Here is a 12436-nt window from a genome sequence, read left to right on the forward strand (position 1 = left end):
GTCTTTATCTAGTTTGCTAAGGCGGCTTTTGTAAATCGACCCCAAAAAAGAACAACTGACCAGGAATATCCTCTGGGTGGAAAAGTGTAATTGCAGTATGAGTCGTACTACATGGCATACATTCATAATTGTCATTTATGATATGCAGCATGCACCATGTATTTATTTTGTCGGAGGTGGCGGATTTATCTGCCGGACATCCATTCAGGACCTCGCTTGCCCTTGAGTCAGCTGGTCCCGTGCGGGTTGTTTCGATGGCCCACAGCATTGGTGACGCACTCGTGCTGGATTCAGTGCTGCCGCAGATAGATTTCACCGGAGACGTTTCCAGATTGCAGCTCGAAGCGGGGGATCTGCTTTTTCGACCGCGCGGCGTGAGCACGCAGGCCATCTATGTGGAATCCGTGGCCCAGCCCTGCATATTTGCCGCCCCGCTGGTGCGCATTCGTATCAAAAATCCGAAACAAACGCATGGCTGGTATTTGCACTGGTTACTCAATTCCCCAGCCGTTCAGCGCGACATCAATGCCCAGGCACGCGGCAGCATGATCCGTATGGTGTCGATGGAAAGCTTGAGGAATTTGCAGATTCCGATGCCGCCGATGCGCGTGCAGCACGAAATCGCAGAAGTCGCTCGCCTCCTGCGCGAAGAGCGAGCGCTCTCGGAGGCGCTCATGAAAAAAAACAAAGCGTATGCAGAACAAGTTCTTTGGGCAAAGGCCCAGGAAGTGACCACAACATGACCACCAACACGACCAATACAAGCTCTCAAGACATCTTCCGCAAGGCCTGGGCCGTTTGCAACACCTTTCGTGGAACCATCGACCCAGCTCAGTACAAGGACTACATCCTTACGGCGATGTTTCTCAAGTACATCAGCGACGTCTGGCACGACCACTACGTCAGCTATGAAAAGAAATACGGCAAAGACCCAGAGCGCATTGCCCGTCTCATGGAACGCGACCGTTTTGTGTTGCCCATGGTCACCCTCACCGACCCCAAAACCAAAAAAGTGCTCGACAGCTTCCGGGCGGACTTCACCAGCCTCTGGGAGCGTCGTGGCGCGCCCAACATTGGTGAACTCATCGACATTACCTTGCGTCACATCGCCGAGGCCAACCACGACCGGCACAAGCTGGATGACGTGTTCAAGAACATCGACTTCAACACCGACCGCCTAGGCAATCCCAAAGAGCGCAATGGCCGCCTCAAAACCATGCTGGAAGACTTCGCTGATCTGGACCTGAGCCCGAGCCGCGTCAATGAAGATGTCATCGGCAACGCTTACATATACCTGATCGAGCGCTTCGCGTCGGATGCGGGTAAAAAAGCCGGCGAGTTCTATACCCCCATGGCCGTTTCGCGCCTGCTGGCGGTGTTGGCCAACCCACAGCCCGGTATGCGCATCTGTGACCCGGCCTGCGGCTCCGCCGGACTGCTGCTGGAGGCGGCCACCGCAGTGGGCAATCGCAATGTGTCGCTGTATGGGCAAGAGCTCAACCAAAGCACCTACGCACTGGCGCTCATGAACATGTTCATCCATGGCTTTGACTCCGCGCGCATCGAGCGTGGCGACAGCCTGCGCAACCCTCTGTTGGTCGAAAACGACCGTCTCTTGCGCTTTGACATCGTGGTGGCTAATCCACCCTTCAGCCTGGACAAATGGGGCGCAGACGTTGCCGAGCATGACCGCTTCAACCGGTTCTGGCGCGGTATTCCGCCCAAAAGCAAAGGCGACTTTGCCTTTATCAGCCACATGGTGGAAGTCGCGCTGCCCCAGCGTGGTCGCATCGCTGTCGTGGTGCCCCATGGCGTGTTGTTCCGGGGCGGGGCCGAGGGCCGCATCCGCCAGCGCCTGATTGAAGACAACCTGCTGGATGCTGTGATCGGCCTGCCCGGTAACCTGTTTCCCACCACCAGCATCCCCGTCGCTATTTTGTTGTTTGATCGCGCCCGCGAGCGTGGTGGCGAGCGCGAGGCCGAAGACGACGTGCTGTTTGTCGATGCCGGCAGCCAGTTCAGCCCCGCCAAAACCAAGAACCAGATGGAAGAGTCGCACATCCAGCACATCGTGGCCGCAGTGCGTGCCCGTAAAGGCGTGGACAAGTTCACCAGTCTGGTCAGCCGCGCCGCCATTGCCGAGAACGACTACAACCTCAACATCCCGCGCTACGTGGATACCTACGAAGAAGAGGCGCAAATCGACCTCGCGCAGACCGAACACGAAATCGACCGCCTGGAAGCCGAGTTGGCCGCCGTGCGTGTGAAGATGAAGCAACACCTGAAGGAGTTAGGGCTATGAAGAAGATTCTCCAAACTGCCGTGCCACGCACCGTATTTGAAGACATACGCCACGCGGATGCTGACGGCAGCGAACACTGGTTGGCCCGTGAACTTGCCACCGTGCTTGACTACGTTCAATACCGCAACTTCTTGCAGGTGGTGGACAAGGCCCGTGAGGCCTGCCGACAAAGCGGGCACCTCGAAGCTGACCATTTTGCTGATGTCAGCAAAATGGTCGAGATCGGTTCTGGCGCACAGCGAACGGTGGACGACATTCAGCTCTCGCGGTACGCCTGTTATCTGGTCGTTCAAAATGGGGACCCCAGCAAGCCCGTCATTGCCCATGGGCAAACCTACTTCGCGCTACAGACGCGCAGGCAGGAACTGAGCGACGCCGGCAGTTTGAGCGAACTTTCGGAAGATGAACTTCGACTTTCCATTCGTAACGACCTCGCGGAACACAACAAGGCCCTCTCTGCTGCAGCTAAAGGCGCAGGCGTGGAAACACCGATCGAATATGCGGTATTCCAGGACCATGGCTACAAAGGTCTGTACGGTGGCTTGGGCGCCAAAAATATCCACGCCGTCAAGGGCCTGAAAAAGAGTCATAAAATCCTCGACCACATGGGTAGCACCGAGCTGGCCGCCAACCTGTTCCGCGCCACGCAAACCGAAGAGAAACTCAAGCGCGAAGGTATTCAGGGCAAAACCCAAGCCAACCGAACCCACCACGAAGTGGGTGCCAAAGTTCGGCAAACCATCAAGGAGCTGGGCGGCACCATGCCCGAGAAAATGCCCGTGCCCGACAAGAGCATTCAGCAGATTGAGCGTGAGAAGGCGAAGCAGTTGCCGGGGAAGGGCAAGGCATGAGCGCTCGCAGAATGTGGTCTTTCACCACGCATCCAACTATTAAGGATTACTTGATAGTTGTCCGGAAAGCCGCATGGGGCTTGACATGACGCTTCGTCCACTAGGGAGCGTTGCGCGGATTACTTCCGGTGGAACTCCGTCTCGTGCACGCCCAGAGTTTTGGGGTGGTGAAATTCCTTGGGTCAAAACCACACAAGTGCAGAACGGCGAGGTGAACGCAGCCGACATTGACGAGTTCATTACGCCCGAAGGATTACGCCAACTTGGGTCAAAGCTGATTCCGAAAGATGCCATCTTGCTTGCAATGGTTGGTCAGGGTAAGACGCGTGGCCAAGTTGCATTGCTAAATTTTGACGCTGCAATTAATCAGAATTGCGCGGCGCTGATTCCCACGGCAGCGATGGATGCGCGCTTTCTGTTTCAACAGCTCCTGTACCGCTATAAGCAGCTTCGGCTCCTCTCCAACAGCAGTGGCCAAAATAATCTAAATGCTACGTTGCTGCGTTCTTTTAAGGTCTATGCGCCCCCGATTAGTTTCCAAATTTTGGTATCCCAAGTCCTTAGCGATTGGGATGCGGCTATAGAAACAACGTCTTCCGTGGTTGCCATGCTCGAACGCCGTAAACAAGGCCTGATGCAACAACTGCTGACCGGACGTAGGCGATTGAAGGGGTTCAAGGGGAAGTGGAAACCGATTCGCCTCGGTTCTGTACTGCAACGCATTACGCGCAAGAACACAACCGCGTGCTTGGTACCGCTCACCGTTTCTGCACAGCGTGGGCTGGTGGAGCAAAGCAGCTACTTCGCCAAACAAATCGCTGCCACCGACAACGAACATTACCTGCTTTTGCAGCGTGGCGAGTTTGCATACAACCGAAGTGCTGCAATCGGTTACCCCTTTGGAGCCATCAAACGACTGGATGCTTTTGACGAAGGAATTGTGTCTACCCTGTGTCTGTGCTTCGGCATTGCAGACGAAGAAAAGACGGACTCTGATTTCTTGGTTGGCTTGCTTGACGCTGGGCTGCTCAATCGCGAATTGAGAGCCATTGCCCATGAAGGCGCACGCAGCCATGGCTTACTAAACGTCACGGCGACCGACTTTTTCAATACTCGTGTGAGTCTGCCAGGCATCGATGAACAGCGGGCAATGGCCGAAGTTCTCCGAGATATGAACACGGAACTCACGTTGCGGCGACGGCAGCTTGACGAGTTAAAGGCCCAAAAGCGCGCCCTCATGCAAAAGCTGCTGTCCGGCGAGTGGTGTTTGCCGGAACCGTCTGCGCAGAGAAAATCTTCAAGCAAAAAAGGCCTTCAGTCCGCGAATACTCTTCGCAAGCAGCTATCAAAAAAGTAGCGAATCAACGCGTTCAACCTCACCCATCGCTCTACTATGACTACTGCCCCAGCTCCCAGCCCGCCGCCGGACCCGGACTTTGACCCCAGCGAGGTTATGGCCAGCCAGGCGCCGGCCCTGCAACTGTTGCTGGCCATGGGCTGGCAGTACCTGAGCCCGGCCAAGGCGCGGCAGTTGCGCGGGTCGCGACTGCTGAATGTGGTGCTGGACGATGTGCTGCGCGACGCGCTCAAACGCTTCAACCGCATCCACACCACCACGGGGGAGCATCTGTTCAGCGAGGAAAACCTCAGCACCGCCATCCAGCGCCTCAAGAGCGTGCCCTACAACGGGCTGCTGCGCACCAACGAGGCGGTGTACGACCTGTTGACCCTGGGCACCACGCTGGAGCAAACCATTGACGGCGACTCGCGTGGCCGCTCGCTGCGTTACATCGACTGGCAGCATCCGCTGGACAACACGTTTCAGGTGTCGCCCGAGTTGGTGGTGCAGCGCAGCCGCAGCCAGAACACCATCCGCTGTGACCTGGTGCTGTTCGTCAACGGCATTCCGCTGGCCGTGATCGAATGCAAGGCCCCTGGCGTGGAGGTAGCGCAAGGCGTGGCTCAGCTCATCACTTATCAGGGCGAGAGTCAGGCTCCGCACCTGTTTGTGATGGCGCAGATGCTGCTGGCCATCAATGGCCACTCGGCCCGCGTAGGCACCGTGGGCAGCCCTGCCAAGTTTTGGTCCACTTGGCGCGAGGACGCCGAAGATGCATCCATCGCGCGCATGCTGGCGCAGCCGCTGCCTCGCGACGTGCAAGCCGATTTGTTTGAATTGGTGCAGCGCCTGAGTGGTGGGCGGCCGCAACCTGGCGTGGCGGAAGACACGGCCTCGTACCTGGTGGCGCGCAGTGTGACGGAGCAAGACCGTACGTTAGCCGCAGTGTTATCGCCCCAGCGCTTGCTCGCGCTGGTGTTTCATTACACAGTGTTTGACGGGGGCATCCGCAAAGTGGCGCGTTACCAGCAGGTGCGGGCCATAGACCGCATCATGGAGCGCATTACTCACTGGGAAGTAACGCCTACCGGTGCACAGCGGCGCTCAGGCGGGGTGGTGTGGCACACGCAGGGCTCGGGTAAGTCGCTAACCATGGTGATGCTGGCACGCCGCCTGGCGCTGCAGCAGGGGCTGGTGAATCCGCGCATTGTGCTGGTGACGGACCGGGACGACCTGGACAAACAGATTGAAGGGACCTTCAAGACCTGTGGTCTGGAGCCCAAGCGTGCCGCAACGGCGCGCGAATTGCTGGCGCTGGTGCAAAGTCCCAAGTCGCAAATCATCACCACGCTGATCCAAAAGTTTGACCGCGTGAGCACCCTGGCAAAAAGCTTTGCGGTGGATTTGCCTGACGTTTTTGTGCTGGTGGACGAAGGCCATCGCACCAACTTTGGCTCGCTGGCGGCCAAGATGCGCCTGCTGATGCCCAACGCCTGCTACATCGGTTTTACCGGTACGCCGGTCACGCGGCGTGAGCGCAACACGCTCACCAAATTTGGAGGTCTGATTGACAGCTACACCATGGACGAAGCCGTGCGTGACGGCGCGGTGGTCAAGCTGCTGTACGAAAGCCGCATGGTCGATGTGACACAGGACCAGCACGCGATTGACAAATGGTTTGAGCGCCAGACGGCGGGCTTGTCCGAGGCACAAAAGGGCGACCTGAAGCGCAAGTACGCCCGCGAAAAAATGATTCAGCAGGCCAACCCGACGCTGTACATGCTGGCCTTTGACATCAGCGAGCACTATCGCACCACCTGGCAGGGCACGCCGTTCAAGGGGCAGGTGGTGGCGGCTAGCCGGGCGGCGGCGATTCAGCTCAAGGAGTACATCGATGAGATTGGCCATGTGAGCTGCGAGGTGCTGATTTCCGGCCCCGCCGGGCGCCCTGACCGCGAAGACGTGGACGACGAGCCGACCGAGGCGGTGTACCGCTTCTGGGACAAGATGATGAAGCGCCACGGCAATGAAGAGCAATACAACAAGGCGCTCATCAATGCGTTCAAGCATGGCGATACGCCCGAGCTGCTGATCGTCAAGGATAAGCTGTTGACCGGATTTGATGCGCCGCGGAACCGGGTGCTATACCTGACACGCCCGCTCAAAGAACACACGTTGCTACAAGCTATTGCACGGGTGAACCGGCTGTATGAAGCGCCGATAGAGGCCGCAGATGATGAGGATGGGACGGAGCCCGTTGGTGCCACGATTGAGAAGGACTTCGGCCAGATCATTGATTACGCCGGCGTGCTGGAAGAGCTGGACAAAGCGATTTCAAGCTACCAGGCGTTGGCTGGGTTTGACGAAAATGACCTGGCAGGCATGCTGGTCAGCATGCAAACCGAGGTGGCCCAATTGCCTGAGGCGCACGCCCATTTGCTGGAGCTGTTCCGTCAGGTTGCCAACCAGCATGACACCAACGCTTATCTTGAAACTCTGCGCGACGATGATGTGCGCCATGATTTTTACGAACGTTTAAGTGCATTCGGTCGCCTGCTACAACTGGCCTTGTCCAGTGAACGTTTTTTGGCATGTACCGCGCTAGCAGTGATTGACCGTTACAAGGCGGACATGCTGCGTTTTGCAAAACTCAAGCAGGCGGCGCAATTGCGCTTTGCCGATGCGGTGGACTTCAAGCGTGACTACGAACCGCGCATTCGCAAGCTGCTGGACACACACTTGCAGGCGAATGACGTGTTGGTGTTAAAGACTGCGGTGAACATCCTGGACGATGCGGCGCTCAAGCGCGCGATAGACGAGCAGGAGGCCATTACGCCCGCCGCACAAGCTGACATCATCGCCTTCAACACCAAAAGGGTGATTGAAGAGCGCATCAAGGTAGACCCTGCGTATTACGAGAAGTTTTCCCGCATGATTCAGCAGGCCATAGACGACTATCGCGCCAAACGTATTAACGAGTTGGCTTATTTGCAAAAAGCCAAAGAGGCTCGCTCCGCGGTGCTGGACCGGCCGCGCGACGATATTCCGACCAGTCTGCGTGGCAATGACCATGGCATTGCATTGTTTGGTTTGGCCAAGAAAATTTTTGATGACGTCGTGCCACCAGAGCAAAGTGTGATGCTGGCGCAAGACACCGCGCAGGCCGCGCTTGCGGTGCTCGCAGAGCACAACGTGGTGGACTTCTGGCGTAATCTGGAGGCTATGAACCAGACGCGCATTGAGCTGGATCATTTTCTGTATGACGTCGTAGGCGGTGAGCGCGGTGTGAAGTTGAGCACGGCGCACATGGACGCCGTCATTGATCAGGCGCTGGCATTGGCCAAAAACCGGGGTATCAATGGTTGACGATTTTGATGACGTTCAGGTTTTTGCGACCGAGGCCCGGCGCAAAACTTTGTCGGTGGAGGTACACCCGACAGGGCAGGTCATTGTTCGGGCACCTTTGGGATGTAGTCAAGAACGAATTCAAGCAGTACTGATCAAGCGAGAGCGCTGGATTGCGGAGCAAAAAGCCTTTTTTCAACGCTTTGAGCCGCGGACACCACAGCGTGCATGGGTCATGGGCGAATCACATTTGCATCTTGGCAGGCGATACAAGCTACGCATAGAAATTTCCACGGACGATGGTGTCACGCTGTCCGGCACGGACTTTCTTGTCAAGTTGCACCCAGATACGCTGGTGACGCCAGAAGTCATCGAGACCCAGGTGCTGCGGTGGCGCCATGAGCAGGCAAAAGACATTCTTGGGCGACAGTTGGGGCAGTGCCACCGTCATTACCGATTCAGTGGCTTTGTGCAGCCAGCCTTGCGCGTGCAGCAACTGGTCAAGCGTTGGGGCAGCTTGTCCCGGCGAGGCACCATGACGCTATATAGCGGGCTTATTCAGGCCCCCGCAGCTTGCATCGACTATGTGATTTACCACGAGCTTTGTCACCTTGTGCATCCTGACCATTCAGAAAGTTTTTTTTCCTTGCTGACTGAGGTTTGCCCGCAGTGGGTAGCGCGCAAACAATTGCTGGAGGCGACGATTCGTTAGTGCTGATTTGTGTCGTAAGACCTGCGCCGTATGTCACGTAGGAGTTTTTTTGCTGCAACGGTCACGGCGCACAGATTCGGGCGTTGTTTACAGGATACCAGCGGCCTCCTAAGATGCCCGAGGCTTCGAACAATAAAACATTATGGAGTAGCGCCATGGATTCGGCAAAATTGACCAGCTGGGTAGACCAGGCCCAACCCATCCTGGTGGCCTTTGGTCTCAAGGCGATTGGTGCCATCATCGTTTTTATCATCGGGCGCTGGCTGATTGGCCTGGTGACACGCCTGGTGGGCGCGGGCATGACGCGGCAGGAGATAGACCCCACGGTGCAGCGTTATCTGGTGAGTCTGATCACGGTGGCGCTGAACATCATCCTGGTGGTGGCCATCCTGGGTTACTTCGGGGTGGAGACCACGAGTTTTGCGGCCCTGGTGGCGGGCGCGGGTGTGGCGATTGGGGCGGCCTGGAGCGGGCTGCTCGGCAACTTTGCTTCCGGCATTTTCCTGCTGGTGTTGCGTCCTTATGTGGTGGGCGACTATGTCAACGCCGGCGGGGTGGAGGGCACGGTGCTGGAGATCGGTTTGTTCGGCACCACCATCAACACGCCGGACAATGTCAAAACCATTGTGGGCAATGGCAAGGTCATGGGCGGCGATATCAAGAACTACACCGCGAATCCCTACCGCCGCGTGGAACTGGTGGCGCAACTGGCCGGCAGCGCCGATATGCACAAAGCCATCGCCCTGCTCAAGGAGGCCGTGTCCCAGGTGGCCAACATCACCCAAACGCCCGGCGTGGATGTGGAGATCCTGGAGTTCAACGAGTTTGGCCCCAAGCTGGCGGTGCGCCCGCATTGCCATACCAACCACTACTGGCAGGTCTATTTCGACACCAACAAAACCATTGCCGACACCCTGGGTGCCGCCGGCTTCCCGGTCGCCACGCGGCCGGTGAAGGTGTACCCGGTCTGAGGCACAGCCGCCTGCGCCCGGCGCAGGCGCTTGAGGGGATCAGGAGCCTGCGGCCTTGATGAATTCGTCGCGCGAAATGAACGAGTCGTGGTTGCTGTCGATTTGCTCGAAACGTTGCTCCAGGGCCGGAAACCGTTCCGCCTCCTGACGTGTCAGCCGGCCGTCGTGGTTGGTATCGGCCCGGTTGAAGGCCGCATCCAGCTCCCGGTTGGTGATCGTATTGGGCGGGATGGTGCCGGAGGTTCCCGCTGTGGCGATGTGCGCTGGGGGTGTGTGGTTTTCCATCGGTGAGGGGGCAGTTTGTGCCCGCACGGCGCCGGCGGCACCCATGATCAAGGCAGCGAGCAGCCAGACGCTGGGGACGCCGAAGTTGGGAATAGAATGTTTTTGAACGCGCATGCCGATGACCTTGGAGATGAAACGAAGGGGTTATTGCATCGCAGCAACTGACAAGCGACCAGCACTTTTGCAGGGTGTTTCCTTGCTGACATGATGGCGTACGACCTCACATTTTCTTGCCTCGCGTAACCTTGCCCGCGATGGCTTTGCGCTTAGGCGTCCACCACCTTTCATCGAGTTCCTTATGGCCAACAGACTTTCACAAATCGCCACCCGCACCGGCGACAACGGCACCACCGGGCTGGGCGACAACACGCGGGTCTCCAAAGACAGTTTGCGGGTGCATGCCATGGGTGATGTGGACGAGTTGAACTCGCAGATCGGCGTGCTGCTGTGTGAAGAGATGCCGGCCGATGTGCGCGAGTTGCTGGTCGACGTGCAGCACCAGTTGTTCAACCTGGGCGGCGAGTTGTCGATTCCTGGCTTTGAGTTGCTCAAGCCCGAAGCCGTGGCGCAACTGGACACGGCGCTGGAAACTTACAACGCCACCTTGCCGCGCCTGGCTGAATTTATCTTGCCGGCCGGTTCGCGCGCGGCTTCACAAGCCCATGTCTGCCGCACGGTGGCGCGCCGCGCCGAACGCGCGGTGGTGGCGCTGGACAAGCTGGAGACCCTGAAAGAGTCGCCGCGCCAGTACCTGAACCGCCTGAGCGATCTGCTGTTTGTGTTGTCGCGTGTGCTCAACCGCATGAACGGCGGCGACGACGTGTACTGGAAAAGCGAACGTCTGGCCCGCGCCGCCAGCGAATAAGCGCAGCGGCTTTTGTTGCTATCAACTGAATAGCTGCTTGCGCCCATCCCATAAGGGCTGAAGGCTGATTTCTCTTAAGAAACGCGCGCCGCGCGGCTTCAGGCCGGGGTCGCCCGCATGTCGCCGGTCTTCACATAACGCTGATGCCAGGACAGGGCTTCGTCTAGCAAATGCGGCGTGTGGCGGCCGGGGCCGTCTGTCCAGGCGCGTTCGGTGTAATCCAGCAAGGCTTCGCGGAAATCCGGGTGTGCACATTTTTCGATGATGAGTTTGGCGCGCTGGCGTGGCGACAGGCCGCGCAGATCGGCCAGGCCTTGTTCGGTGACGATGATCTGCACGTCGTGTTCGGTGTGGTCCACGTGTGACACCATGGGGACTATGCAAGAGATGCTGCCGCCCTTGGCGACCGAGGGCGTGACGAAGAAAGACAGATAACCGTTGCGTGCAAAGTCGCCCGAGCCGCCTATGCCGTTCATCATGTTGGAGCCCATGGTGTGGGTCGAGTTGATGTTGCCGTAGATGTCGGCCTCGATCATGGCATTCATGGCGATGATGCCCAGGCGGCGCACCAGCTCGGGGTGGTTGCTGATCTCCTGCGTGCGCAGCACGATGCGTTCGCGGTAGAAGTCCAGGTTGGCCGTGAAGTCGGCCAGCGCCTCGGCGCTCAGCGAGATAGCGGTGGCCGAGGCGAAGTCCATCTTGCCCGAGCGCAGCAGGTCCAGCATGCCGTCCTGCAAGACCTCGGTGAAACCGGTCAGGTGTTCAAACGGCCCGTCGTTCAGGCCCGCCAGCACGGCGTTGGCGACGTTGCCCACGCCGGACTGCAGCGGCAGCAGCTTCTCGGGCAGCCGGCCTTTTTTGACCTCTTGCTGCAGGAAGTTGATGATGTGCGCGGCGATGCGCTGGGAGTTGTCGTCGGGCGCGGCAAAGCCGGAGTTGCGATCGGCCTGGTGCGCGCCGACGATGGCGATGATTTTGTCCGGGTCGCAGCGCAGGTAGGGCTCGCCGATGCGGTCGTCGGGGTAGACCAGCGGGATCGGCTTGCGATCCGGCGGCAGCGCCGTGCCGTAATACACATCGTGCATGCCTTCCAGGCCCTCGGGCTGCATGGTGTTGACCTCGATGATGACCTTGTCGGCCAGGTCCAGCCAGGTCTTGTTGTTGCCCACGGCCATCGAAGGGATCAGCCGGCCATCAGGCAGGATGCCGACGACTTCGATCACCGCCACATGGAGGTGGCCGAGAAAGCCGAACCAGGCGTGTTGCGCCACGTGCGACAAATGCATGTCGGCGAAATGCATCTGGCCGGAGTTGATCTTCTGGCGGCAGATCGGGTCCGACTGGAAGGGCAGGCGCATCTCGATGCCATCGACCTGCGCCAGCGCGCCGTCGAGCTCGGGCGCGGTCGAGGCGCCGGTCCAGATGCTGATGCGGAACTCTTCGCCGGCGGCGTGCAGGCCTTCGATGCGTTTGGCCAGGGCTTGCGGCACGGCCTTGGGGTAGCCAGCGCCGGTGAAGCCGCTCATGCCGACGTTGGCGCCGGCAGGAATCAGCGCGGCGGCCGCTTCAGCCGACATGATTCGGGATTGCAGGCCAGGGTGGCGCACACGGTCAACGATGGACATCGGGGGACGGCTCCGTAAGAGAGGATGAAGGCGCAACGGCGCACAACTGAAGCCCCAAATCTTAGCAGCCGGCGGCCTTGGACCTAGGGTAAACCCTAGATGACAGCGCGGACTTCGTGGGCGATGGCGGGCTCAGCCGGC

The 12436-nt window shown here is 58.7% G+C and carries 10 protein-coding genes; 8 read left to right on the forward strand and 2 right to left on the reverse strand.

Annotation, left to right across the window (positions count from 1 at the left end):
* Positions 1–149 precede the first annotated feature (149 nt).
* From R6254_RS02100 to R6254_RS02130, 7 genes are all read left to right on the forward strand, one after another.
* Entirely contained in the window at positions 150–743 is a 594-nt protein-coding gene (locus R6254_RS02100; RefSeq protein ID WP_318404025.1) for a restriction endonuclease subunit S, read from the forward strand.
* The gene (locus tag R6254_RS02105; RefSeq protein WP_318404027.1) at positions 740–2302 is read left to right on the forward strand and encodes a type I restriction-modification system subunit M; all 1563 of its coding nucleotides are present in this window, start codon (positions 740–742) and stop codon (positions 2300–2302) included. The genes R6254_RS02100 and R6254_RS02105 overlap by 4 nt, the downstream gene beginning before the upstream one ends.
* On the forward strand, positions 2299–3153 hold the full coding sequence (dinD, locus tag R6254_RS02110) for a DNA damage-inducible protein D (RefSeq protein WP_318404029.1): 855 nt from the start codon (positions 2299–2301) through the stop codon (positions 3151–3153). Before R6254_RS02105 ends, dinD begins: the two co-directional genes overlap by 4 nt.
* Positions 3154–3226: 73 nt before the next feature.
* The gene (locus R6254_RS02115; protein ID WP_318404031.1) at positions 3227–4510 is read left to right on the forward strand and encodes a restriction endonuclease subunit S; all 1284 of its coding nucleotides are present in this window, start codon (positions 3227–3229) and stop codon (positions 4508–4510) included.
* A gap of 36 nt (positions 4511–4546) precedes the next feature.
* A complete protein-coding gene (locus R6254_RS02120) occupies positions 4547–7858 on the forward strand; it encodes a type I restriction endonuclease subunit R (RefSeq protein ID WP_318404032.1) in 3312 nt (1103 codons plus the stop codon).
* Positions 7851–8549, forward strand: a complete 699-nt coding sequence (locus R6254_RS02125) for a M48 family metallopeptidase (RefSeq protein WP_318404034.1) — start codon at positions 7851–7853, stop codon at positions 8547–8549. Before R6254_RS02120 ends, R6254_RS02125 begins: the two co-directional genes overlap by 8 nt.
* Positions 8550–8704: 155 nt before the next feature.
* Positions 8705–9520 (forward strand): mechanosensitive ion channel family protein, encoded by an 816-nt coding sequence (locus R6254_RS02130; protein ID WP_318404035.1) that lies wholly within the window; start codon positions 8705–8707, stop codon positions 9518–9520.
* A 39-nt stretch (positions 9521–9559) separates the two neighbouring features.
* On the opposite strand, the gene R6254_RS02135 is transcribed toward R6254_RS02130, so the two are convergent.
* Positions 9560–9919: an EF-hand domain-containing protein gene (locus R6254_RS02135; RefSeq protein WP_318404036.1), complete on the reverse strand. Its 360-nt coding sequence runs from the start codon at positions 9917–9919 to the stop codon at positions 9560–9562.
* A 184-nt stretch (positions 9920–10103) separates the two neighbouring features.
* Here R6254_RS02135 and R6254_RS02140 point away from each other — a divergent pair, with 184 nt between their 5' ends.
* Complete coding sequence (locus tag R6254_RS02140) at positions 10104–10670, forward strand: cob(I)yrinic acid a,c-diamide adenosyltransferase (RefSeq protein ID WP_318404037.1); 567 nt, start codon at positions 10104–10106, stop codon at positions 10668–10670.
* Between the two features lie 98 nt (positions 10671–10768).
* On the opposite strand, the gene scpC is transcribed toward R6254_RS02140, so the two are convergent.
* Positions 10769–12295, reverse strand: a complete 1527-nt coding sequence (scpC, locus tag R6254_RS02145) for a succinyl-CoA:acetate CoA-transferase ScpC (RefSeq protein WP_318404038.1) — start codon at positions 12293–12295, stop codon at positions 10769–10771.
* Positions 12296–12436: the final 141 nt, after the last annotated feature.

The organism is Polaromonas potterensis, assembly GCF_033446725.1.
In the GTDB taxonomy this organism is placed as follows: Bacteria; Pseudomonadota; Gammaproteobacteria; order Burkholderiales; family Burkholderiaceae_C; genus Polaromonas.